The following is a 22251-nucleotide window of genomic DNA, read 5'->3' on the forward strand; positions in this document are numbered from 1 at the left end:
TCCAAGGAGGGATTCGATGGATACTGTTGAACCCGATGAAAACCCATCCCTCATTCGGCTTTTTGAAAGTGCTGAGCTTGCCGCCTTTCTTCGCGGGACGAGCCGGTATTTTCTGGAAACGCTTCCTGAAATTGGCCGGACGGATGCCGTTGTGCGGGAGATGGGTGAGACCCTGCGCGACTGGGGACGGGAGGTTTCTGATGCTGACGAAAGCGCGATCCACGTGCATTTTGCCCAGGTCTTCGAGGTGTATCTGCTGGAGGGTGAGGCGCCTTCGGTGGCTCTTCGCACTGTTTTCGAGCATTTCGCCGAGTGGCTTTTGCATGTCTATGGAGCATTGCGCGATCTTGATTTGACGCTTTCTCCTGACATTCGCGACGTGCTTTTGCGGATGCTGGCAACACATGCGGCAATCGAAGAGGCGCGCGATGACATGTCTGCGGGCATGTTGTTTACGGGTGGGAAGACGGTGGGGTTTTCCGCTGATGAGCACCGGCGTTTGCGTCGGCTTCATGAAGCGGCCGATGATGAGGCGCATCAAAAACTGCGGCGGCAGGTGATGAAGCCGATCTTTCTCGCGCGCCAGGACTGGTATCGCAAGGAGCGCGAGACGGTGAAGGCGATATCGACGCGGACCTTGAAGGCCGTGCCGATCTACCAAGCCATTCAGGCATTGCGCTTCGGCACCGATTTCGATGGCAAGCCGGTGGGGCGGATCAAGCTCGACCGGGATATTCTGGAGCGGGACTTTGGTTTGAAGCCTCTTTCTTCCAAGGCGGATGGAGGCGAGGACGAGCTGGACCATGCCCATGCCTTTGCCGGACGTGAGGGCATTCATCCCGACATTGCTGCCGGCATGTATGGGTTTGACAGTGGCCGGACGTTTCTGCAGGCGCTGGTGCGGGCGCGGCCAATCGAACTTGCCATCGAGCTTCTGACCGAGCGGACGATGATCGAGCGTCATGGCGATCTTTTGCTGGACGGCCAGTTGGAAGAAGAGGCGCTGAAGGCGCTGCATGGGGACAAGCGGCGCGCGTTTCTGCTGGCGGAACTGAATGCGCTGAGCAAGCTTTCGGGCGGTGAGGCGACAACACGTTACGAGGTGGAGGGGAATGTCTACCGGCTGTTCAGCGCTCTGAAAGTGTCCAGCGCGACGGATTTCGACCGCCACCTTGCGGCCGAGCGCAAGGCCGCCGCCGAGGCGGCGGAGGCCTTTGCCAAGGATGATCTGAGCCAAGCGGCGGAGGCGAAACGGCGACAGCTGATGGCGTGCCATTTCTACATGGCGGCCTCTGCCAAGGCAGACGAGCTTGAGGCGCTGATCGACCGGATGGCGACCTTGGATGCGATGGATGACGAGCGGGCGGGCGGCGCTGAGGCGGATGACCGCCAAGCCGTGCGTGCGCTTGCCGCAAAATTTGGCCTGGCGAGCAAACCTGTCCGGTTCGACATGGATGGCTGGCTTGAGCAAATGAGGGAGGACGATCTTGTCCTATGACGTGCTTTCACAGGCGACGGAGGTTTACGCCAACGCCGATGAAAAGGTGTTTGGCGATCTGACCGTTGCGGAATTCGATGCCGTTCACGATGCGATCGACAATGTCACGGAGGTTGGCCAGAACGCGAGGAAGATCGAGATCGATGGCGAGCGGCATGATCTGGACACTGTTCTTGGCTCGGTTTTGGCGGCTATGGCGGAGCGCAGCGAGGGCCAGAACGCGGATCTGCGAGGCAGGCTGAAGGCGCTTGGAGTGGGGGCCGTGACGCCACTTTCCGTTGAGGCGGCCCAGCGGCCGGTTGAGCTCTGGGCGCAGGATATGGATGGGGGCGAGGCGGGGCCTTGTTCGCGTTTCATCGTCGCGCCGGTGCGGCAGGCGTTTGAGCTCTACGAAAAGGACAGGGCTGCTCATCTTCGCGCGCTTCACGCCATTATCGAGCCGCGCAGAGCTGAACTTCTGGGGCCGGCGATTGGCGCCCCGGAGCTTGGATATACATTCGAGAACAAGGGACAACTGTTTCATGCGCTTTTGCACACCGGCAATGACAGCAATAAACGGAAGCTTCTAGCCGGGCGTGGCTGGCAGGCCGGATGGGAGCGCTTTCTGGCGCGGATGTGGCGCGAAGGCATTTTGACCAAAGCGGATTATGATGCGGCGCAGGCCATCTGGGATGTGATGGAGAGGCTGAAGCGCCCAGGGCGGGAGGCGCACCGCAAGATCTGCGGCTTCGCTTTCAGGGAGGTGGTGCCCACCGCGATGAAGACGCCGTTTGGCACCTATGCCGGTGGTTTCGTGCCGGCGGTGTTTGAGCACGGGGCTGGTGTGGATAATGGCGCGCGGAACCCGGCGGAGATGTTTCCGACCGTTGCTCCTGCCTTCACCGTACAGGGTAAGGCGAGCGACGCGCAGCCGCTGGAGCTGGAGTGTTCGATGCTTGCGGCGCATATGGATCAGCTCTTGAGATTCATCCATCTCGAGCCTGTGGTGCAGCAGATTGGGCGAATCGTGAACAGGCCGGAGTTTCTGGTGGCACTGGAAGAAATCTCGCCCGATATGATCGACACGGTGATAGCGCCTTGGCTGCGCAAGGTTCGCCAGCCGGTGGCTGAGGTGCAGCCGACCACGGCGGAGGGGCGGGCGTTGTCTCATGGGGTGCGGGCAATCCGTGGGCGTGCGGGGGTTCGCAGCATGATGCTCGATATCATCAATGCGACCGCCGCGGCCTGCTCCCACTCCTCCGTGCTGGCAGACTTGTCGTCCGGCCGTGTGGAGGCTGCGCTGTTTCGCTTCGGTAGAAAGGGTCAGGGCGCAGCCATGCGAGACGAGGCCGCGACGTTGTCTTCCGTGATGCAAGCGCGGATGATGCGTGGCAGCCGGGAGATGGAGAGACGTGTTCAGGATGCGATCCTCAAGCCAGGTGATCGCGGGTTGATCAGCGAGAAGGCTGGCATCTATGGCGACATTTTGCTGCAGGGGACGCGGAGTGCCCTTGAGCTTGTTCTCTGGCATGCCGCCTACGACGAGGCAATTGGGCAAGGCTTGGCGCAGGAAAAGGCTGTGGCGGCGGCGGACAGGCTCGTTATCCACGGTATGGAAAGCCCTTTCGCGACAGATACCGGGACGGCCTTCGCCCGCCTGTTCACGCTGTTCTACAGCTACTGCAACGGACAAGCCAAAATCTTAGGTGGAGATCTTCAGCCCACCATGCAAAGCTTCGGCTACATGGGGGCACCGCGTCTGTTTGCCATCTATCTGGCAGGGATTGCTCTTCCGGCGGTTCTGGCAAGGGTGATTATCGAGGCTGGGAAAGGCGGGTTGGCGGGGGATGGAAGCGCGCTCGGGGAACTGGCCGGGTTTTTTCTTGGCGATCAGGCGGAGGGAGGCGCGGGGATGGCGCCGGTCTCGGACCAAGCCTTCGACGCTTTCCTGAAAAACTGGAATGACGCCTCCCAAAGCAACAGCAGCTTGAAAAGCGTTGATGCCGCGGAGGGTGACGGATTGACGGCGGTTGCCATGGTGCTCGGTATCTCTCGCGATCGCCTGGTCAAGGCAGCAGGGTTTGGTGATACGGAAGACTTTGATCCAATCCTTGCCGTTGATGAGGTTTCGCCTGTGTCAGGTGGTGGGGCACCACGAAGTGAGGCAGTTCAACTTCAGGCGCCGCTCTGAGAGCGATTTCGATAGAGTTATGGGTCCTCGCGGGAAACACGCCCAAACTTGAATTTTCGCATCGTGCTTTTGCGAAAATCGATACCGATTTTCGAGCCGATGCTGTTGCGGATGATCCGCCACGACGGTTGCCTCGGTATGACCAGAGCCACCAATCCCAACGTCCGAAACGATGGCGGAGATCCGGTATTCCCTACGCCGCGGCGATATTGGGCGGATCATTTCGATTTTATGCCCACACAGCCCACACTGACAAGCGCCTTTAGGGCGCTTTTTCTATGGAGTGAACAATGACGGTTTCAAGCGAAGTCAGCGTAGCCGGGCCATTTTATGGCAACGGCACCACGAAGACTTTTCCCTATAGTTTCAAGATACTCGATGCCAAGCACATCCGCGCCGTGCTGATTTCAGCGTCCGGCGACGTATCCGATCTTTCTCTCGACAATGGCGATTATAGTATCACCGGCGTCGGCAGCGAGACCGGCGGCGACGTCATCAAGGCGACGCCGCTTTTTGCCGGCCAGACGTTGACGCTCGTTCGGCGGTTGCCGCTGACCCAGGAGACGTCGCTGGAAAACCAGGGAGCCTATTATCCCGAGGTGGTGGAACGCCGTCTGGACCAGATGGTGATGCAGATCCAGTCGGTGAAAGAGACGACAGAGCGATCGCTGACTGTTGAGCCTGGGCAGGAAAAGCCCTCCATGACGCAGATTGCGGCTGCGCAGGGTTATTCGCAGGCTGCGAGGACAAGCCGTGATGAGGCAGCCGAGCAGGCTTCCGCGGCGTCGGGTAGTGCTTCGAATGCATCAGGATATGCAGTGTTGGCAAGCCGGTGGGCGAGCGAGGCCGAAAACGTCCCGGTGGCTGGCGGGCTGTTTTCTGCCTTTCACTGGTACCGTAAGGCCTACGCGATTTATCAGACGATCACGCAAGGATTCCTTGAAAAGGTCGGCGGTATTCTCACGGGTGATGTGCTGTTTGGCCCTGGCACCGGTGGTAAGTATGCCAAGATCATGGCTAGTGGCGATGTCACGCTTAATCGCGGTGACAACACCGGCTATTTGCAGTGGAACGCCCCAAACGCTTATTTCGGTTGGAATGGTGTGGATTGGACATATGGACCAGGCGGTAAAATCTTCACTGCAGGTGGCGGTATCGCTGTCACTAATGCCGCAGGTTACGGGGTGGAGTATTCCTACACCGGCGATCACACCTTCTATGGCTATATGGCTAGCGAGTTTGGTGCTGGTCTGTCGGTCGCCCTGCGGGGTTTTACAAGCGCTCAGCAAACTTGGACAATTGGTGGTTCTCTTGTGGTTGCCCATGGTCTCGGCAGCATCCCAAAGACAGTGTTTCTTATGTTGGTCTGCAAGTCCCCCATTTCCGGCTACTCCGTTGGCGATCGTGTCATCGTAGCTCCCTCAGCAGCACGTGACGAAAACTACTACAGTGAAAATTACACGGCCCAGGTCGATGCCGCCAATGTCAGAATTCACTTCGCCAATAACTGGATCGGACTTGTGCAGAAGGGAGGGGGAGCTACCGGTGGTGGCGGCATCCCCACATACTTTGATGTTATCGTCGTAGCGAGGTTGTGATGAAGAGATATTTTGTGGATGCCAATGGCAATCACCTTAGCAGCTACGATGATGCCGACGGCAATATGCCAGATGACTTCGCAGACGCCATTAAGGTCCCAAGCAAGAAGCCAAGGTCACCAACCGTTCAGCGTTTTTATGCGGATGCTACCGGCAACTTTCTGGGTTCGTTCGACGGTCTGGATGAGGAAATTCCAGCCGACATGGCGAACGGGATTGAGGTTGCTACAGCGCCGCTGGATGCGCGCCAAGTATGGGACGGGCAGAAATGGCTTCCCGCCGTGCCAACACCGGACATGCTGACCGAAGAAGTCAATCGCCGCCTCTCTCTCGGCTTCGATTACGATCTCGGCGACGGGCGCGGGGTCCATCATTTCGGCACCACCGACGTGGACATGAAGCGATGGATGCAGGAGGTAACGCCTCTTGCGCAAGCGGCTGTAAATATGGGCGAGCCCAACAGGCAGATCGCAATCAAGACCGATACCGGTCCGACTTTCGTCACGGCTTCCGAGTGGTGGCGTGTCCTTGATGCTGCGGCCGATTGGCGCCAGCCGCTCTATGCAGCGTATTTCACGCTGAAAGCTCTACCGGAGATCCCGGCGGACTACGCCACCAATCCCGCTTATTGGCCATAAGACGAAAGGTCACATCATGAGCCTTAACAAGAAATTCGACACCGTCGTTTACCAGGGCGCCAGCGGCGAAGAAGCAGGTGCGCCGGTGGTTGTTTCCGTAACGCTTGATGCCTCCGGCAACCCCGCCACGCCGCTGCCCTCCGGCCGTGCGCCAGCTTCAAACGGCGTCCCTGTCACGCTCAGCGTAGAAGACAAGGACGCTCTCGATAAAGCAAGTACCGGCTACACCGCCGCAGGCGCTTACGTTGACAACACCGCTCGTGCAGCCGGGAGAGCGTTCCTTGCCAACATTACGACGTCCGGCACGGCGACGCTCACGGTGGGTGGCACGACTATGCAACTGAATTTCATCGCTGGGCCACCGGTTATCTTGCCACTCGCCGTCACGAAAACGGTTCTGGGCACGGCTGTCGGCACGTTCTTCGCGCTATCATAACGGGCATTTGCGATGGCTGGAGAAGTTACCACAAACTCTCTCGCGCGAGGTCGGGGTATCGTTTCGTTACCGCCCGCGTGGGTGCCTGTTGGTTCAGCCGGATATCGAGATTTTCAGCAGAACCGCGCTTACATGTCTGGAGGCGTCCTCTCGTCGAGCTTGGAGGGACTGGTGGCGTCACGCGCCAGCGCCGGGTTTGATTTAGACGTGTTGGCGGTCTTTGCGCCTAATCAGCCTCGCAGGAATGGCGCAGGGTTGCTGATAGAGCCATCCGGCTCAAACAGGCTGCTCAGGTCTACCGATCTCACTCAGGCGTGGAGCAAGAGCAACACGCTTATTGGCGAGACGCAAGACGATGGGACGCAACTCGTTACTGAAGGCGTGGGCTCTTCCGAAGTCCTTCAAACCGTCACAGGTGTCACGGCCGGGGCCGCATTCCTATTCAGCGTGGTTCTAAAACGGGGGAACCACAACTGGTGCCGAATACGAATTGACGAAGGCGGCGGTGGCGAGTTCGGAAATTGCTGGGTCAATCTCGTAACGGGCACGGTCGGAACCGTCAGCACATCGGGGGGTGGCTGGATGGTGTTCCCGGGAATGATACCGCTAAGCGGTGGCCGGTTCCTTTTCTTCGCCGGGTACCTTCCCAACGCTTCAACCACAACGCGCCGAGTAAGAATCTCATCCGCTGCTGGAGATAACAACCTGACGTCCGTTGATAATGCGACACGGTTTCAGGGCTTTCGTCAGTTGGAGCCACCAAGTTCGTTGCCACGATCTCATGCTGTGACGGCTGGAAGCGCTATCACACGCGCCGCCGACGTGATTACCGATACTGTCCCTGCCGTGGCATCTCAATGCACGCTTACCTACAGCAACGGTTCAACTACCTTAGTCATAGACCTGACGCCGGGTGGAAGTCTACTACTGCCGCCCAACCCACTTCGGACTACGCTCCTCTCAATGGACTTCCGCCCATGAACATCACTCATCAAACAAGGAAAGTATTCTAATGGCAGGAGAAATCACGTCACGTTCGTTGGCTCTCGGCCGGGGAATTGTTGCTGCTTTGGTGCAGCCCGTGCTGGTTTGGCTTCTAGCGACCGGTGCATGGAACGATGCTGGTGCTTGGGACGATGCAGCATCATGGAAGGATAGCTAAATGGGCCTTACATTGATTTCAAACGAGGACAAAGGCGCGAGCATCCGAGAGAAGCTTAATCGTCTCCTCGCGATGTTTACAGAAAACCGATACGCCGCCGATACCGTTCCTGGCGCGACCGACGATAGCGCAGCCGGTTTCGAGGTCGGGTCCAAGTGGTTCAACCAGTCCACCGGCATTGAGTATATTTGCCGCGACGCGACTGCCGGGGTTGCTTCTTGGGTGCGCCAGGATAATGCCGATTTCTTTGGCTATATCTCGGGGAACTATTATCAGGGGCTAAACACACTCGTCTCTGCCGGCGCTGCTGTCGTCGGCGGGCAGATCAAGTTTCATCCGATCGTCATCAAAGAGCGGGTGACGATCTCTGAACTCGCGGTTCGCGTGACCACTGCCGAAAGCGGCAAAGCCTTTCAGCTTGCGATCTATGCCGCTGACCCTGCCACCAAACTGCCTTCGGGTAATTGTCTTGGCGCTACGGCAAGCATGTCGGCGGGAACGACTGGCGCAATGAGCGCCGCAATCGTCGGCGGGAACCTGACGCTCAATCCGGGGCTCTATTGGGTCGGGATAAACGGCGACACCACGACAGCCATCTTTCAGGCCTTCGGTTCCAACTCAACCTTCATCGCTGTCCTGATTGGAGGCACAGCGTCACAGGTGGCGTCCGGAACGGCCTCCTCCGTTTCGTTCCTGGGCAATACGCAAACTTTCGGCACTTGGCCCGATCTCACAGGCCAAGGCTTCAGCCGAGGCAACAACAGCGGTTACGCGGGCATTTTCTTCAAGGTGGCATAAATGGAAGACGTCGAGCTTTACTTGCAGTACGACACCCAAGGCAACATTACGGTTTCCGTGGTGTACCCGCAGGGAAACACAAACACGCTTCACGTTCCGCATGATGTCCCGCCGATCGAGCGCGACAATCGCATCAATGCCTTCAAGGCAGAGCGGCAGGCGCTGTAAGACGCCTCGTGACGTTTTGCCTGTAGCGGCATAATCCAACAATCAGGACATCCCCATGCTCATCTCAAATTGGTGGCAGGTGCTTAAACGCGCCTGGTCCATTCGATGGATCGTGCTCGCCGGACTTCTGTCCGGCCTCGAAGTCTTTCTGCCGATCATTGATGGTTCCGTCGAAATTCCGCGTGGGCTGTTCGCCGCGCTATCGGGTGCCGCGACTGGCGCGGCCTTTATCTCCCGAATTCTTGCTCAAAAAGGTGTATCGGATGCCGATCAATAGGATTGTGCCGACGCGGCGTGGGCGGGCGGCTGTTGCGGCTGTGCTGGCCAGCGTCGCTGCGGGTGGTTATGCGGCTTATGACCGTTATTCGGATGCGGTGCGGATGGACCCTGCGGTTATCCTGGCGGTGGAGAAGGCCATCATTCCCTGGGAAGGGCTGGTGTTGACGTCGCACTGGGACCCTTTCGCGAAGATCTGGGATATTTGCTACGGCGAGACCCAGGGTGTGGGCCCGGGCATGAGGAAGACGAAGGCGCAGTGTCGCGATATGCTGCTGCGCCGGGTGCATGACGACTATTATCAGTCGATCATGCAATGTTCGCCGAAGCTTGGGGCGGCACCCGTCAGCGTTCGTGCGTCAATGATTTCCGGGTCCTATAATTTTGGTGTCGGGGCCTGGTGCCGGTCGACCGCGAAGGCGCGGATCGAAGCGGGGAAGTGGCGGGCGGCGTGTGAGGCGCAGACGGCGTTTAACCGGGCGGGTGGGCGCATCGTACGTGGGCTCGTCAACCGTCGGGAGATGGGGGACGCGCAGCGCATCGGCGAAGCCGAGCTCTGTGTGAGCGGCCTATGAGTGTTTTCTTTCCGACCTCGCTTATGGCGCGCCTGGCAGCGCTGATCCTTTTTGGCTTGCTGGTCATCGGCGGCTTTCGGCTGTGGCTTTCCGCGCATGATGCGGCGCTGCTGAAAGGCTATGTGCTGCTCTCCGAAAAGACCGCGGCCGAGGCCAAGGCGGCCGAACTCGAGCGACAGCGCAATGCCGCGGCGCTGGCGCTGGAAGATTATCGCAAACGTGCGGCGGCGGATGCGCTGGCGCAGCAGGCGCTTGAAGCCCAACTCGAAGAGGCGATCCGCAATGACAATCAGAAGATGGACGATGGCGATTACCGCTGGAGCGATGCTGATCGTCTCTGGCTGTGCCAGCAAAGAGGCGCGGCTGATTGCAGCCGCTGATGCGACGGGACGGCTCGCGGCAGGTGTGCGCCTGCCGGATTTGCCGGACGAATGTCGCCAGAAGATGCTGAGGGTCGTTCCGAAATACGGCATCGAAAAGCCGCGCAACACGCAGTTGCGATGGGAGGTGGCTGCCGAGCTTGCCGATCAGCGCACGGGGCGCTGCGCTTCCTTTTACGATGGCGTGAGGACGCGCTTCGACGGAGCGGCGCCGCGCCGCGGAGAAAAATGATGGGACCTGACGAGATGAATGGCAACGATGCCCACCGGGCCTATAGCGACGCCGCGACCGCCCAGCTCGGGGAGCGCGTCACCAATCTTGGGCGCCGCCAAAGCGATCTTGAAACCGAGATGCGTTCCGGGTTCAAGCAGGTGGAAAACACCATGTCGGCGATTGCCAACGAGATGCGTTCTTCGATCTCTGGCCTCTCCGCCAGCCTTGCGGAGCGCAGCCGCACGCAGTGGCCGGTCGTCTGGTCGGCGGTCGGCGTATCCTTTACAATTTTGGCGGCGCTGAGCGCCTTCGTTTATGGCACGCTCAGCAAGGATCAGAGCCGGCTTGATACCGCGATCCTGAAGAACTCCGAACTGGCGCAGACAGCGGTCGCGAAACTCGCCGATACCACGCAACAGAGCATCATTGCGATGACGGAGCGAATGGTGACGCGGCAGGAGATGGAGTGGCGCCAGCAACGCAGCTCCGAAGATCGGCTTCGCATGGAAGCCGAGGTCAAGGATCTGCGCGATGGGCAGGTTCCGCGCCCGGAGCTTGAGCGCGCCTTTGCCGGATATGATCAGCGGTTCAAGGATCAGCAGCGACAGATTGACGAGCAGAGGCGGCAGACAAGCGCTGGTGCGTTGCCTGTGCGGTGATCGCCCTCACGCCGTTTATGCTTTCTCCGATGACCGGATGTAGTGATGCGCGCCGAATGCGATGGCGGCGATGATGACAAGGGCTGGAATGATGGCGACAGCCATATGGTGGCCAAGGCCGAGCCTGCCGATCAGTGTCTCGACGGCCTGCCCCAATCCATAGCCGACGGCTGTGATGACGGTGCCCCAGGTGGCGGCGGAGATTAGGTTGATGGCAAAGAAGCGAAGCGGCGAAATGGACGAGAGGCCGATCGCGACCGGGCTGATGGTGCGAATGCCATAGACGAAGCGAAAACAGAAAATGAAGGCGTTGGGATGCTTTTCGAGCCATGACGTGACCCGCGTCATGGCGGGTTTTGCAGTCAGGCGTTTGACGGCTTTGACGCCGCTGGCATAGCGGCCGAGATAAAACAGAATTTGATCCGCCAGGAACGAGCCCACCGCGGCGGCAACGGCAGCATGCCAGTAGGGAAACACGCCCTTGTGGGCAAGCACGCCGCCCAGAAACGCCACGGTCTCTCCCTCCACGCCAGAGCCAATCAGGACGGCGGCGATGCCGTAATCGGTAACGAATTGTTCAAAAGCCATGATGTCTTCCAGATGATCGATCGATGGTAAGACTGTCATGAAGCATAATTGGTTGCCATCAAGGAATGCTCGATGCTGAGATTCTTGCCCGATGCTAGTCGATCCGACGCTTCGATGATCCAGGTGGCGGCACCTGCCGTAAGCTGGGAAAACATCAAAGGCGGCCCAATGCCGAAACAACGCAAGAAATCCGAATTGCCGTCCAAGATATGCCCTGTTTGCGGGCGGCCCTTCGTCTGGCGGAGGAAATGGGCGAAGGACTGGGAGACAGTGAAGTTCTGCTCCCAGCGGTGCCGCGAAGCGAAATGAGGCGTCGCTCCTGATATTCGTGTGCGTGAGAAGCTGCTCGCTCTTACGAAACGAAGCGATGTCCTGCCTCTTCGAGCAGGCGCCCCGCTCGATCCCAGTCTTTCTCCGGCACAAGAATATGCTCGCCGTCAAATGTGCAGAGCACGAAGACGCCGATGCCTTGTTCGGAGATCGGCTGAATCAGCGATTGGAGAATACCCGTAGCATTAAACGGGATCGGGCCGAGGCTGCGGAAGCAGCGCCAGTTTGGTTCGACTTCGACGTGTGTTGGTACCCGGTCCTGCAGGCAGACGAGGGTCAGTTCGTCGTCGCTTCTCACCATGGCGGAAAAGCCGGGGCCATCAAACCATGCAGGCAACGTGGCATCGGGCGAAAGGCGCGCGACGCTGAAGACGCCCGGAACGGCCCGTAGATTTATTGCCTGCGGCACGGCGCCTTCTCCTTCACGGTTTGGTTTCAGTGTCGATCAAGGTCGTTGGTCGCACCGCACAATGGGCGACGCATTTTTCGATCTGCGAGAAATCCGTCAGGCCGCACCAGAAGACCTTCCACCGCTCCTGTTTGAAGCAGCCGTCGGACTGGGCGTAGTAGAAGATGTTGACCTGATTGTTGTGGCGGGAGCGCCAGAACAATTGCGGTGTCTCTTCGCGCATGACCTTCCAGACCGCACGGCCGAGGCCTTCTCCCTGTGCTTCGTCGAGTACGGCGAATTTGTCGAGGTAGGGTACGCCATCCTCTTCCGTCAGGATGATGGCGGCGCGGTAGTGCTCGCTGATATAGGCCCGCAGCAGCCGGGTGCGCTGGAAATAATCGTCGACCACGCGTCGTCCGAAACTCGATTCAATCAGCGCCCTCAAACGGGTCAGGTCCAGTTCTTCCCATGATGTGGCGCGCAGCACCCGTTCGCCCCGGCGGATCAGCGTGCCGGAGCCCTTATGGGTGAAAAGCTCTTGCGCCAGGTTGGCCGGGTTGGTGATGGAGATCGAGGATTCCATCGGCAAGCCATCGAGCAATTGCTTCATCCGCTCGATCTTGAAGGTGAAGCCGCTTTCCGAATAGGCCTTTTCTGCGAACTGGTCGTATTCTGTGGAGAGGTTGATCGAGTCGATCCTGCGACCATTGTCATGGCGCAAGCCGCCGAAGCTCGTGAGAAAGATCACCTTGAAGGGCTGCAGCGCGCGCACCAACTCGTTGGTCGCGTCATCGCTGCCGATCTCTATTGTCTGGCCGGATGGGGTTTCGCCAACGCTGCTGATGACAGGGATCGATCCTGCATCGAGACTGGCTTCGATCGGCGCCAATCTTACTGCGCTGACCGTTGCGAGGCGAGAGCTGGCATTGCTTGTCGAAACGTCTGCCGCAAACACGCCTGCCGTGATCGAGGTGGCGCGCGTGCCTTGTTCTTGCAGCAATTGAACGAGCTTCAGGTTGAGGCCATCAAACGTCTCGCCTGCGGCAGTCTCGTGCCGTTCGCCCGCGGCCCTGTCTGCCCTCTCGTGGGTGGCGCTCTCATCTTCTGTCCGCGAACTACGTCCCAACAGAACAATCGGCGTCAGCCCCACTTGCTGCAGAAACGACAGCGAAGAGGCGGTCGCCTCTGCCTCCTGCGCATCGCGCAGGATCGCGCCATCGATGTTGACGAGCGCGAAGCGCTTGGCATCGAGCTGGGAGAAGCGTTTCAGATACTGGTCGATCTCCTTGGCGCTTGCCATGGTGGAGAGAAGACGCACGATTGTCTGGCGGGTGTCGCTTTGCATTCTAGGCACGGTCGTTGACAGTCTCGGAGGATGAAGTGGGCTTCACCCATAGGACCAAGATTGGTCTTTTCCAAATCATATCGACCACAAGGGTGAAAAAGAGGCCGCGCTCTCCCTTAAACAAAATCTCGCGCCTCGCCCCCGGGAGGGTAGGCGAGACGCGAGAGACCGCAGCAAAGGGCTGCAGCCGGCAGATCAGAGGTTGGCGAGAAGCTCGTTGACGCGGCTTTCCATATCGGCCAGCGCAGAATCGACGTCCTTCTGGCCAGTGATGGCCGCACTCATTTCCTCGCCGACAATGTCCTGAATGGCGAACTGGCGCTGGACGGCAGAGGGCAGCGGTTTGCCAAGCGTGGCGATCGGCGCAATCGTGTCGCGATGCGGCAGCGCCTTGAACTCGGCGGATTCGATGACCGCCTTGTAAGCCGGCAGGTGCCCGGTGCGCGACCATTCAAAATCATTATCGGCAAAGAATTTCAGGAACTTGGCAATCGCCGCCTCCTGCTCCGGCGTGCGATCCTTCTTGGAAACCGCCCAGCTGTGGCCATCGGCATATTGCGCCTTGGCGCCGGGGAAGAGCTGCGGATAGGGATAGACCGCATAGCCGCCCTTGTTCAGCGCAGTGCCCGGCTTTTCAGATTGGGCATTATAGTCGCCGACCATCCAGGTGCCGTTGAGGTGTACGCCGCCTTCACCGCCGAGAAACGCGTTGATGGAGCCGCCGTAATCGAGGTCCTTCGTCGTGTCGTCCTTTTCGAAGATGGTCTTGTACATTTCCAAGATCTTGCGTGCTTCCGGCGTGTTGAACTTCACCTTCTTCGGATCGGCGAAGAAATCGGAATTCTGCTGGAACAGGTAGGTGTAGAGATTGCGGGCATAGAGCGCCGTCTCGTTGGCAAGGTTCTGGACGAAATAGGGCTTGCCGGTCTTCTGCTTGAACTGCTCGGCCTGGGCCAGCAACTCTTCCGGTGATTTCGGCAGGATCGGCGTGCCGTCGGCATTGACGAGGCCTGCGGTTTTGAAGAGGTCCATGTTGATGTGGTAGAGCATGGTCCAGTTGTCGATCGGCAGGCCGTAAATCTTGCCGTTCTTGGTCACGCCTTCCTTGGCCGCATCGGTGAATTTGTCCGGCGTCACGCCGACGGTTTTCAACATGTCGTCGAGCGGGACCAGCAGGTCCTTGGACTGATAGTCGGACAGGACGGATTCATGGATCGTGACGATGTCCGGTGCATCGCCCGAGGCGAATTGCGCCGTCAGCTGGTCGTAGCCAGGCCACTCCACCGTGGTGACGTTGATCTTGATATCCGGATTGTCGGCGGCGAATTTGTTGATCATCGAGGTGATGATGCCGCATTCGCCTACCGCCTTGCTGATATCGGTGTTCTTGCCGAAATCTGCGTCGCAGGCACCAAAGAAGCGCTGCACCTGCAATTCGGTCTCGGCAAAGCTTGGTGATGCGACCAGAACCGCGGCTGCGGATATGGTGGCGAGAAACAGTGTCCTCAAAGTCATGATAGTCTCCTCCTCCTCAGGTTTCGCCGTCGCTGGGCGAGCGGCGTCTTTTCCTCATTCGTTCAGGCCTTGCATCTTGGCCGGAGCGTCATGCATCACCGCACCGCCGCGCCAGATACGGCGGTGACGATATATTTCTGGAAAAACAGATAGATGATCAGGATGGGTGCGCCGGCGAACACCGCCTGCGCCATCAGAAAGCCTATGCCCTGCGACTGGGCAAAGTTCATTTGCGTCGAGGCGATACCGACGGTGAGCGTGAACATTTCCTTCTTCGTCGCGGAGATCAGCGGCCAGAAGTAATCGTTCCAGGCGCCGAGAAAGGTGAAGATGCCAAGTGTCGCCTGGGCCGGGACGGTGAGCGGCAGAAGCACCTTCCAGAAGACGCGGAAGCGGCTGGCATTGTCGAGGATCGCGGCTTCATCCAGCTCCTTCGGAATGGCGCGGAAATATTGCGTCATCAGGAACACGCCGAAGGCGGAAGATAGACCCGGCAGGATCAGGCCCGGATAGGAATTGTGCAGGCCAAGCCAGCTGAAGATCTGGTGGCGGGCAATGAGCACCGCCTGTTCCGGCACGGCAAGACCCAGAAGCACCAGAACGAAGAGCACGTCGCGACCGGGGAAGTTCAGCCGCGCGAAGCCATAACCCGCAAGCGACGACAGGATCAGCGTCATGATCGTCATGCCGCCGGCCACCACGATGCTGTTGAACACCCAGAGAAACACGCTCGAGGTGCCGATCGTGTCGACATAGTTCTTGATCGTATAGGGCAGCTGGAAGACCGAATGCGGATCGACCATCAGTGCGTTGTTGTCCTTCAAAGACAGCGCGATGACGTAAAGGACGGGGGCTGCCATGACGATCGCCAGAAGGATGACGAGGCCATAGAGCACGCGGTCGCCGAAGGATCTGCCGATGATGTTGGAGTTCTGCGAAGCCATCACACATCTGCCTTTCTGCGGGACACCAGAAATTGCACCATGGCCGCGACCAGGATCAGCACGAACAGGATTTCGGATGCGGCGGCTCCGAGGCCGAGATCCCAGCGACGGAAGGCCGTCTCGTAGATGTAGAACACGATCGGCTTGGTGAGGTTGTTCGGGCCGCCGCGCGTCATCAAAAGCGCCTGACCGAAGAGCTGGAACTGAAAGACGATCTGGATGATGACGACGAGCACGAAGGTGCGCTTGATCGAGGGCAGGGTAATGGACCGCAACGTCTGCCAGCGATTGGCATTGTCGAGTGCGGCGGCCTCGTAGATATCCTGCGGGATCTGTTGGAGTGCCGAGAGAAACAGCATCATCGGCAGGCCGATGCACCACCAGACGGTGGCGATGGCAATGCCGATCATGGCAAGGCTGGGGTCCGACAGGAAGGCCGGTGCCCTAGCGCCGAACAGGCCGAAGATCATCGACAGAAGGCCGATGTCGGGAATGTAGACGATGCGCCAGATCAGTGTGACGATGGTGACGGACAAGACCGAGGACGAGAAGAACAGGCCCCGGAGGACGGCGGCGCTGCGCGTGCGCCGGTTGAGGCAAAGCGCCAGGAACAGGCCGAGCAGGGCCAGCGATGGAACCGTCAGCAGCACAAAGTAGAAGGTGTTCCAGATCGACTGCAGGAAGATCTTGTCATTGAACAGCCGAACGTAATTGCCGAAGCCGATAAAGGGCCCGGAGGAAAACGTATCCGCCTTGTGGAAGGACAGCCAGATGCCCCAGAACAGTGGCACGACGAGCAGGGTGACGAAGAAAACGAGATAGGGCGCGACGAAGAGAAAGTTTCGCCATTGCGGCGCGTAGATATCGACGCTTCTCGCGCGCTTAACTGAGACTGCACCTGGACTTTGATGGGCGGTGGTTGCGGTCAGTGGTTCAGCCATGACCCACCTCCCGCGCGTGCCAGGCGCGGCCTGACGCATCGAAAAGATGCGCCTTGGTGCTGTCGAAGGAGAGGCCGACCCGGTCGCCGACCGAGACGCGGCTATCGCCACTATCGGAACCGACAAGTTGCTGACCATCGGCAAGGCGCACATAGACCAGCGTGCGTTCGCCCAGCCGCTCCACCACATCCACCACGCCTTCCGCGTTGCCGCTGCCTTGCGATGTGATGCGCACATCTTCCGAGCGCAGGCCAAGTTCGAATGCGCCGGGCGCGATGCCGGCGGCTGGAATGGCGGTTGCCATCTTGATGCCCGAAGCGGTCTCGACGGTGAGCAAGCCGGCATCCGTGCCGATCGTGACGGGAAGGAAATTCATCGCCGGTGCACCGACGAAGCCCGCGACGAAGCGGCTTGCCGGGCGGTTGTAGATCTCCATCGGCGTGCCGATCTGCTCGATCTGCCGGTTGTTCATGACGACGATCCGATCCGCCAGCGTCATCGCCTCGATCTGGTCATGGGTGACGAAGATCATGGTCGACTTCAGCCGCTGATGCAGCTGTGCCAGTTCGATGCGAGTGCGGGTGCGCAGTGCCGCATCGAGGTTGGACAACGGCTCGTCGAAGAGAAAGGCTTTCGGCTCTTTCACCACGGCGCGACCGATGGCGACACGCTGGCGCTGGCCGCCGGACAATTGCCCGGGCTTGCGCTCCAGCAGATGGCCAATTTCCAGCATGCGTGCGGCTTCGGCAATACGTGCATCGATGACGGAGCGCTCGACGGCGATGTTCTTCAGCCCGAAGGCCATGTTGTCGCGCACCGTCATATGCGGATAGAGCGCATAGGACTGGAAGACCATGGCGACGCCGCGCTTGCCGGGTGGCTGGTCGTCGATGCGCTCGCCATTGATGTGGATTTCTCCGTCATCGACACTTTCGAGCCCCGCAATCATGCGCAGAAGCGTGGACTTGCCGCAGCCAGATGGCCCGAGGAACACGACGAATTCATGTGCTGGAATGGAGAGCGACAGTCCTTCAAAAACCGTCAGCCCGCCGAAGTGCTTGCTCACATTGTTGATATCGATACTTGCCGTCATAGTGTCTCCTCCCGTGACCCGTATGGCGATGTCGCAAGGCCCTGTCAGACCTTGATGCGCACCATCTGGTAGGAGTAGGGGGCGCATGTCGCCGAAAGCCGGCCGTCGGACAGCCTTGCCGTGTCGGCCTTTTTCGGCGCGACATTGTCCATATTCGTCTCGGTGTTGACCGCTTTCAGATCGGCATGGGTCATCACCTGGTGATCGGCGATGCTGCTGGCGCTGCCGAAGGCTGCGACATCGAACTCGGCCTCCATCTCCTTGTCGGAGCGGTTGACGACGAAGAAGCTGACGAAGCCGCCTTCCTCATCATGCACGGCGGAAACGTCGAGGCATGAAACCTCGCCCGCCGTATCGCTCTTGTAGGTGGGGCTGTTGACCTTCAGGTCCAGCGCCTTGCCGCGGCCATAGCGCGAGGCAAAGAGGAAGGGATAGAAGATCGTCTGGCGCCAGGCCGGGCCGTTCGGCGCGGTCATGATCGGCGCAATGACGTTGACGAGCTGCGCCAGGCAGGCGATGCGCACCACATGTGAGCGGCGGATGAATGTGTTGAGGATCAGGCCGACCTGCAGCACATCCTCGAACGTGTAGATGTCTTCCAGAAGCGGTGGGGCGAAGGGCCAGCCATCGGCACCGGCGAGCGTCTTCTTGTCCTGCTCCTTCGAGTGATACCAGACGTTCCATTCGTCGAATGAGATATAGACCTGGCGCGACGAGCGCTTCTTGGCCTTGATGTAATCAATGACGCCTGCGACCGACATGATGTAGTCGTCGAGCTTCTGGTTCATCGCCAGATAGTTGCCGACATCACTGGCGTGATTGTCGAAATACATATGCAGCGAGATGTAATCGACCTCGTTATAGGTGTGGTCGAGAACGGTCGCTTCCCACTCCGGATAGGTCGGCATCTTGGCATTGGAAGAGCCGCAGACCACGAGTTCGAGCGAGCTGTCGAAGGCGCGCATGGCCTTTGCCGTTTCGTGGGCGAGGCGGCCATATTCATCCGCCGTCTTGTGGCCGATCTGCCAGGGGCCGTCCATCTCGTTGCCAAGGCACCAGAGCTTGACGTCGAAGGGCTCCTTGCGGCCATTGGCGATACGCTTGTCGCTCCACTCGCTGCCGCCCGGGTGGTTGGCATATTCCAGCAGATTGCGCGCTTCATCCAGTCCGCGCGAGCCGAGATTGACCGCCAGCATCATCTCGGTATTGGCGGACACGCACCAGTCGGCAAATTCATGCAGGCCAACTTCGTTGCTCTCGGATGTGTGCCAGGCGAGATCAAGGCGAACGGGCCGTTCTTCCTTAGGGCCAACACCATCTTCCCAATTGTAGGCGGAAACGAAGTTGCCGCCGGGATAGCGCACGATCGGGACGTCCAGTTCCTTGACGAGATCGATGACATCCTGACGCATGCCGCTCTGATCAGCCGTTCCGTGGTCCGGCTCATAAATGCCGGTATAGACGGCGCGACCGAGATGCTCGATGAAGGACCCGTAAAGCCTGGGATCAATATCCGCCACGACAAATTGCGGATGCGCCACAACCGATACCTTCATGCATTCCTCCCATTAGTATCATAAAAAGCGATATGTATCGCTATTACGGATACTAAATCGGAAAATCCGGTATGGGTCAACAGGAAGAGCTGCAACGTTGCCTGAAGATGCTACCCGTAATTTCTAACAGCTTGATGTCGCGCCGTTATTTTAAATATCGGAATTATTGATATTATTCTATCTTCAGGCGCAGCACGATGTCCTGATCGTAATTGCCGAAGCCCTTGCCGAAGATATTGATGCCACCCGGATGCTTGGCGTCGTCTTCGATGCCGATGCGCACACGGATGGAGTGATGGCTGGCAAGATCGAGATCGGCCAGCGTGACATTCGAGATCTGCACGCCATCGACGAATGTGCCGTCAGGCCCCACCCGCCAGTTCTTCAGCTTGCCATATTGCGAGCCCTTGAGCTTCCACCAGTCCGGCGTATAGACGCCGCGCTTGTCGCCGAAATCTCCAGGCGAGGTCCACACCCCGACCTTCTTGCCATTGATGGTCAAGGTAATGTCGGAGGGCCAATCAGCACTTGTGCCCGGTACTTCGGAGCTCAGTTCCACCGCCACTTCCAACTCGCGGATTGCGGCGTTGGAGAGTTTGGCATTGTTGGGAAACTGGTACTCCACATGGCCGCGGGTGAACCAGATGAGCCCGGCCTTCATACGGTCGGGATCGAGTAGGGCATTCGGCACATCGAGGAGCCCGATAATGCCGTCCGTGGAGCAGAGCCCGCAAGGCGCCGTCACCTCGAAGCCGGTGTAAAGCCCAACCGGCATGGCCACCTCGATCACGTCCTTGCGCGGCTCACGCACCTCACTCTTGAAGACGATGACCACCTCTTCCACCGTGGCGCGACAGATCTTCTGGCTCCCCTTGCGCGCCTTCTGCGTCTCGCTTTGCAGCAAGCCGGCATCTTCCAGAATCTGGATATGGGTGGAGACCGTCGATTGCGGCAGTTCCAGAGCCGCTGCCATGTCGTTGACGTTCATAGGCCCGCGATCATGCAGCATTTTCAGCATGGTCGCCCGCGTCGGCGAGGCGATGCCCTTCAACACGGCGTGGTCGGTCTCGGGATCAATGATGAGGAATTTTTTCGTCATGGCGCTTTTACATTACGGAATTTCGGATTTGTATCGCGGTTTCTGATATTTGAAAAGCGTGTTTGGCGGCGCTGTTCCGCTGCGTCGAAAACGGAGCATTCACGGCTCGCCCTTCAGAAAGACATCGACTGCCACGGCCGCAAAACAATGCGTCGTCGTCTGCCTTGCGCCTCTGTACGGCGCAAAAGAAAAAGGCCTCGCGATTGCTCGCAAGGCCTTGATTTCTTTCTGAATTCGGATGGTGGGCGTGACAGGGATTGAACCTGTGACCCCTACGATGTCAACGTAGTGCTCTCCCGCTGAGCTACACGCCCTCCGTTGCGGCGCATAAATCACATAACCGAATGAAGCGTCAACTGCCTTTTTCGATTTTGTGACAGGTTTTTTTGAAACCCTTACGCCACAAGGAGTTTGTTGACTTCGTCGACGAGGTCGCGAAGGTGGAAAGGCTTGGAAAGCACCTTGGCATCCTTCGGCGCCTTCGAATCAGCGTTCAGCGCGACTGCTGCGAAACCGGTGATGAACATGACCTTGAGGTCGGGATCGAGTTCCGTCGCGCGGCGCGCCAGCTCGATGCCGTCCATTTCGGGCATGACAATATCGGTCAGGAGGAGCGAGAACGGCTCTTCGCGAAGTCGATCATATGCGCTGGCACCATTATCGAAGGACGAGACCTTGTATCCGGCCTTTTCGAGCGCCTTCACGAGGAAGCGGCGCATATCGTTGTCGTCTTCGGCGAGAAGAATTTTCTGAACCATATAAGTGACCGTAACTACAGAATTATTGGGATACCCTATCGCGATTGTACCATTGTCGGAGTAAATATCATGTGAATGGTAGAATCACGCGAGGGTGACTGCCTGCCAGTATGGACTTGCACTGGCGCAACTGGCAACATGATGCGTCTGGCAGAATTATGACATGGTAAACGGGACGGCATGGACTGGGTGACGGGCGAATATGAATTGTTCGAGGTGCGCGAGCCCACCGTGCACAGCATTCCCTTCGTCTATAACTCCCCTCACAGCGGTCGCTGCTACCCGGTCTCGTTCCTCGAAGCCTCGCGGCTGGATTCCTATGAGATCCGCCGTTCAGAAGATTGCTTCGTCGATGAGCTCTTTGCAAGCGCTCCGGACCTCGGCGCGCCGCTGCTGAAAGCCAATTTTCCCCGCGCCTATCTCGATGTCAATCGCGAGCCCTATGAGCTCGATCCGCGCATGTTTGATGGCGCGCTGCCATCTTACGCCAATATCGGCTCCATGCGGGTTGCGGGCGGTCTCGGCACCGTGCCGCGCATCGTGGCGGAAAATATGGATATCTACGCCCACCGGCTTTCGGTGGAAGAGGGGCTGGCGCGCATCGAGGGCATCTACAAGCCCTATCACACGTGCCTGCGCCGGCTGGTTTCGCGCACCCATGCCAATCACGGCATGGCTGTCTTGATCGATTGCCATTCGATGCCGGGCAATATTCGTCTCGCGGGCTCGAACATCCGCCCTGATATCATTATCGGCGATCGTTACGGCACGAGTGCTTCCGCCGAGATTTCCCGCGCCGCGCTGCATTTCCTCGAAGAGCTCGGCTTCACCGCCGTGTGCAACAAGCCCTATGCCGGCGGTTTCATCACCGAGCATTACGGTCGGCCGATCCGCTCGCTGCATGCGTTGCAGATCGAGGTAAACCGTGCGCTCTATGTGGACGAGAAGACGTTTCTGAAAGCGGCGGATTTTCCGGCCATGCAATCGGCTCTGGAAATCTTCATGCGCCAGTTGGCGGCTTTCGTGTCGGAATACGCGATCGACATGGCGCTTGCCGCCGAATAAGGCGCTCGACACCCTCTCATTGTTCAACTGTTCCTGCCCTGCGGCTATCGCATG

25 protein-coding genes and 1 tRNA gene are annotated in these 22251 nt (G+C 58.9%); 15 read left to right on the top strand and 11 right to left on the bottom strand.

What is annotated here, in order from left to right; all coding sequences use genetic code 11:
• The first annotated feature begins 16 nt into the window (after positions 1-16).
• The 13 genes from AC07U5_RS03360 (at position 17) to AC07U5_RS03420 (ending at position 10572) form a co-directional block, all read left to right on the top strand.
• The gene (locus AC07U5_RS03360; protein WP_494722298.1) at positions 17-1498 is read left to right on the top strand and encodes a hypothetical protein; all 1482 of its coding nucleotides are present in this window, start codon (positions 17-19) and stop codon (positions 1496-1498) included.
• Positions 1488-3668 carry a hypothetical protein gene (locus tag AC07U5_RS03365; protein ID WP_494722299.1) on the top strand — a complete coding sequence of 727 codons (2181 nt, stop codon included), beginning with the start codon at positions 1488-1490 and terminating at the stop codon, positions 3666-3668. Before AC07U5_RS03360 ends, AC07U5_RS03365 begins: the two co-directional genes overlap by 11 nt.
• Positions 3669-3958: 290 nt before the next feature.
• Positions 3959-5266, top strand: coding sequence for a hypothetical protein (locus tag AC07U5_RS03370; protein ID WP_494722300.1), 1308 nt, complete (start codon positions 3959-3961; stop codon positions 5264-5266).
• Complete coding sequence (locus AC07U5_RS03375; RefSeq protein ID WP_494722301.1) at positions 5266-5904, top strand: hypothetical protein; 639 nt, start codon at positions 5266-5268, stop codon at positions 5902-5904. Before AC07U5_RS03370 ends, AC07U5_RS03375 begins: the two co-directional genes overlap by 1 nt.
• A 16-nt stretch (positions 5905-5920) precedes the next feature.
• Positions 5921-6340, top strand: coding sequence for a hypothetical protein (locus AC07U5_RS03380; protein WP_494722302.1), 420 nt, complete (start codon positions 5921-5923; stop codon positions 6338-6340).
• A 132-nt stretch (positions 6341-6472) separates the two neighbouring features.
• Positions 6473-7321 (top strand): phage head spike fiber domain-containing protein, encoded by an 849-nt coding sequence (locus AC07U5_RS03385; RefSeq protein WP_494722303.1) that lies wholly within the window; start codon positions 6473-6475, stop codon positions 7319-7321.
• Between the two features lie 181 nt (positions 7322-7502).
• The gene (locus AC07U5_RS03390) at positions 7503-8300 is read left to right on the top strand and encodes a hypothetical protein (protein ID WP_494722304.1); all 798 of its coding nucleotides are present in this window, start codon (positions 7503-7505) and stop codon (positions 8298-8300) included.
• Positions 8301-8468 carry a hypothetical protein gene (locus tag AC07U5_RS03395; RefSeq protein WP_494722305.1) on the top strand — a complete coding sequence of 56 codons (168 nt, stop codon included), beginning with the start codon at positions 8301-8303 and terminating at the stop codon, positions 8466-8468.
• Positions 8469-8523: 55 nt separating this feature from the next.
• Positions 8524-8745 carry a DUF7940 domain-containing protein gene (locus AC07U5_RS03400; protein WP_494722306.1) on the top strand — a complete coding sequence of 74 codons (222 nt, stop codon included), beginning with the start codon at positions 8524-8526 and terminating at the stop codon, positions 8743-8745.
• Positions 8732-9319 (top strand): lysozyme, encoded by a 588-nt coding sequence (locus AC07U5_RS03405; RefSeq protein ID WP_494722307.1) that lies wholly within the window; start codon positions 8732-8734, stop codon positions 9317-9319. Before AC07U5_RS03400 ends, AC07U5_RS03405 begins: the two co-directional genes overlap by 14 nt.
• The gene (locus AC07U5_RS03410; protein WP_494722308.1) at positions 9316-9699 is read left to right on the top strand and encodes a hypothetical protein; all 384 of its coding nucleotides are present in this window, start codon (positions 9316-9318) and stop codon (positions 9697-9699) included. The genes AC07U5_RS03405 and AC07U5_RS03410 overlap by 4 nt, the downstream gene beginning before the upstream one ends.
• Positions 9623-9931 carry a hypothetical protein gene (locus AC07U5_RS03415; protein WP_494722309.1) on the top strand — a complete coding sequence of 103 codons (309 nt, stop codon included), beginning with the start codon at positions 9623-9625 and terminating at the stop codon, positions 9929-9931. Before AC07U5_RS03410 ends, AC07U5_RS03415 begins: the two co-directional genes overlap by 77 nt.
• Positions 9931-10572 carry a hypothetical protein gene (locus AC07U5_RS03420; protein ID WP_494722310.1) on the top strand — a complete coding sequence of 214 codons (642 nt, stop codon included), beginning with the start codon at positions 9931-9933 and terminating at the stop codon, positions 10570-10572. The genes AC07U5_RS03415 and AC07U5_RS03420 overlap by 1 nt, the downstream gene beginning before the upstream one ends.
• Before the next feature lie 15 nt (positions 10573-10587).
• Here the strand turns inward: AC07U5_RS03420 and AC07U5_RS03425 are convergent, their stop codons facing one another.
• Positions 10588-11160 (bottom strand): DedA family protein, encoded by a 573-nt coding sequence (locus tag AC07U5_RS03425; RefSeq protein ID WP_313556163.1) that lies wholly within the window; start codon positions 11158-11160, stop codon positions 10588-10590.
• A 168-nt stretch (positions 11161-11328) separates the two neighbouring features.
• Here AC07U5_RS03425 and AC07U5_RS03430 point away from each other — a divergent pair, with 168 nt between their 5' ends.
• Complete coding sequence (locus AC07U5_RS03430) at positions 11329-11469, top strand: DUF2256 domain-containing protein (RefSeq protein ID WP_494723249.1); 141 nt, start codon at positions 11329-11331, stop codon at positions 11467-11469.
• Positions 11470-11512: 43 nt separating this feature from the next.
• On the opposite strand, the gene AC07U5_RS03435 is transcribed toward AC07U5_RS03430, so the two are convergent.
• The 10 genes from AC07U5_RS03435 to cpdR all read right to left on the bottom strand — a co-directional run bounded on the left by AC07U5_RS03435 (position 11513) and on the right by cpdR (position 21132).
• Positions 11513-11899, bottom strand: coding sequence for an ACT domain-containing protein (locus AC07U5_RS03435; protein ID WP_312807557.1), 387 nt, complete (start codon positions 11897-11899; stop codon positions 11513-11515).
• Between the two features lie 13 nt (positions 11900-11912).
• A complete protein-coding gene (locus AC07U5_RS03440) occupies positions 11913-13226 on the bottom strand; it encodes an acetylglutamate kinase (protein WP_494722311.1) in 1314 nt (437 codons plus the stop codon).
• A gap of 195 nt (positions 13227-13421) precedes the next feature.
• Positions 13422-14741, bottom strand: a complete 1320-nt coding sequence (locus AC07U5_RS03445; RefSeq protein ID WP_494722312.1) for an ABC transporter substrate-binding protein — start codon at positions 14739-14741, stop codon at positions 13422-13424.
• Between the two features lie 95 nt (positions 14742-14836).
• The gene (locus tag AC07U5_RS03450) at positions 14837-15685 is read right to left on the bottom strand and encodes a carbohydrate ABC transporter permease (RefSeq protein ID WP_313556159.1); all 849 of its coding nucleotides are present in this window, start codon (positions 15683-15685) and stop codon (positions 14837-14839) included.
• A complete protein-coding gene (locus AC07U5_RS03455; RefSeq protein WP_494722313.1) occupies positions 15685-16626 on the bottom strand; it encodes a carbohydrate ABC transporter permease in 942 nt (313 codons plus the stop codon). The genes AC07U5_RS03450 and AC07U5_RS03455 overlap by 1 nt, the downstream gene beginning before the upstream one ends.
• The gene (locus AC07U5_RS03460; RefSeq protein ID WP_494722314.1) at positions 16619-17719 is read right to left on the bottom strand and encodes an ABC transporter ATP-binding protein; all 1101 of its coding nucleotides are present in this window, start codon (positions 17717-17719) and stop codon (positions 16619-16621) included. The genes AC07U5_RS03455 and AC07U5_RS03460 overlap by 8 nt, the downstream gene beginning before the upstream one ends.
• Before the next feature lie 44 nt (positions 17720-17763).
• Positions 17764-19275: an arabinosylfuranosidase ArfA gene (gene arfA, locus AC07U5_RS03465; protein ID WP_494722315.1), complete on the bottom strand. Its 1512-nt coding sequence runs from the start codon at positions 19273-19275 to the stop codon at positions 17764-17766.
• A gap of 172 nt (positions 19276-19447) precedes the next feature.
• On the bottom strand, positions 19448-20374 hold the full coding sequence (locus tag AC07U5_RS03470) for an ArsR/SmtB family transcription factor (protein WP_494722316.1): 927 nt from the start codon (positions 20372-20374) through the stop codon (positions 19448-19450).
• Positions 20375-20613: 239 nt separating this feature from the next.
• Positions 20614-20688, bottom strand: a tRNA-Val gene (locus AC07U5_RS03475).
• Positions 20689-20769: 81 nt separating this feature from the next.
• Entirely contained in the window at positions 20770-21132 is a 363-nt protein-coding gene (cpdR, locus tag AC07U5_RS03480; RefSeq protein ID WP_027675545.1) for a cell cycle two-component system response regulator CpdR, read from the bottom strand.
• Between the two features lie 180 nt (positions 21133-21312).
• Here cpdR and AC07U5_RS03485 point away from each other — a divergent pair, with 180 nt between their 5' ends.
• Positions 21313-22197, top strand: a complete 885-nt coding sequence (locus AC07U5_RS03485; RefSeq protein WP_113266680.1) for an N-formylglutamate amidohydrolase — start codon at positions 21313-21315, stop codon at positions 22195-22197.
• Positions 22198-22251 lie beyond the last annotated feature (54 nt).

The sequence above is a fragment of the Agrobacterium sp. GW821-FHT02D03 genome (assembly GCF_059421725.1).

Coding starts and splice junctions, on each gene's coding strand:
- AC07U5_RS03420 (WP_494722310.1), top strand. CDS start 9,931: ATGGGACCTGACGAGATGAATGGCAACGATGCCCACCGGGCCTATAGC.
- AC07U5_RS03410 (WP_494722308.1), top strand. CDS start 9,316: ATGAGTGTTTTCTTTCCGACCTCGCTTATGGCGCGCCTGGCAGCGCTG.
- AC07U5_RS03450 (WP_313556159.1), bottom strand. CDS start 15,685: ATGGCTTCGCAGAACTCCAACATCATCGGCAGATCCTTCGGCGACCGC.
- AC07U5_RS03360 (WP_494722298.1), top strand. CDS start 17: ATGGATACTGTTGAACCCGATGAAAACCCATCCCTCATTCGGCTTTTT.
- AC07U5_RS03380 (WP_494722302.1), top strand. CDS start 5,921: ATGAGCCTTAACAAGAAATTCGACACCGTCGTTTACCAGGGCGCCAGC.
- AC07U5_RS03430 (WP_494723249.1), top strand. CDS start 11,329: ATGCCGAAACAACGCAAGAAATCCGAATTGCCGTCCAAGATATGCCCT.
- AC07U5_RS03400 (WP_494722306.1), top strand. CDS start 8,524: ATGCTCATCTCAAATTGGTGGCAGGTGCTTAAACGCGCCTGGTCCATT.
- AC07U5_RS03445 (WP_494722312.1), bottom strand. CDS start 14,741: ATGACTTTGAGGACACTGTTTCTCGCCACCATATCCGCAGCCGCGGTT.
- AC07U5_RS03385 (WP_494722303.1), top strand. CDS start 6,473: ATGTCTGGAGGCGTCCTCTCGTCGAGCTTGGAGGGACTGGTGGCGTCA.
- AC07U5_RS03405 (WP_494722307.1), top strand. CDS start 8,732: ATGCCGATCAATAGGATTGTGCCGACGCGGCGTGGGCGGGCGGCTGTT.
- AC07U5_RS03485 (WP_113266680.1), top strand. CDS start 21,313: ATGGACTGGGTGACGGGCGAATATGAATTGTTCGAGGTGCGCGAGCCC.
- AC07U5_RS03440 (WP_494722311.1), bottom strand. CDS start 13,226: ATGCAAAGCGACACCCGCCAGACAATCGTGCGTCTTCTCTCCACCATG.
- AC07U5_RS03425 (WP_313556163.1), bottom strand. CDS start 11,160: ATGGCTTTTGAACAATTCGTTACCGATTACGGCATCGCCGCCGTCCTG.
- AC07U5_RS03395 (WP_494722305.1), top strand. CDS start 8,301: ATGGAAGACGTCGAGCTTTACTTGCAGTACGACACCCAAGGCAACATT.
- AC07U5_RS03415 (WP_494722309.1), top strand. CDS start 9,623: ATGGCGATTACCGCTGGAGCGATGCTGATCGTCTCTGGCTGTGCCAGC.
- AC07U5_RS03470 (WP_494722316.1), bottom strand. CDS start 20,374: ATGACGAAAAAATTCCTCATCATTGATCCCGAGACCGACCACGCCGTG.
- AC07U5_RS03375 (WP_494722301.1), top strand. CDS start 5,266: ATGAAGAGATATTTTGTGGATGCCAATGGCAATCACCTTAGCAGCTAC.
- arfA (WP_494722315.1), bottom strand. CDS start 19,275: ATGAAGGTATCGGTTGTGGCGCATCCGCAATTTGTCGTGGCGGATATT.
- AC07U5_RS03455 (WP_494722313.1), bottom strand. CDS start 16,626: ATGGCTGAACCACTGACCGCAACCACCGCCCATCAAAGTCCAGGTGCA.
- cpdR (WP_027675545.1), bottom strand. CDS start 21,132: ATGGTTCAGAAAATTCTTCTCGCCGAAGACGACAACGATATGCGCCGC.
- AC07U5_RS03390 (WP_494722304.1), top strand. CDS start 7,503: ATGGGCCTTACATTGATTTCAAACGAGGACAAAGGCGCGAGCATCCGA.
- AC07U5_RS03460 (WP_494722314.1), bottom strand. CDS start 17,719: ATGACGGCAAGTATCGATATCAACAATGTGAGCAAGCACTTCGGCGGG.
- AC07U5_RS03370 (WP_494722300.1), top strand. CDS start 3,959: ATGACGGTTTCAAGCGAAGTCAGCGTAGCCGGGCCATTTTATGGCAAC.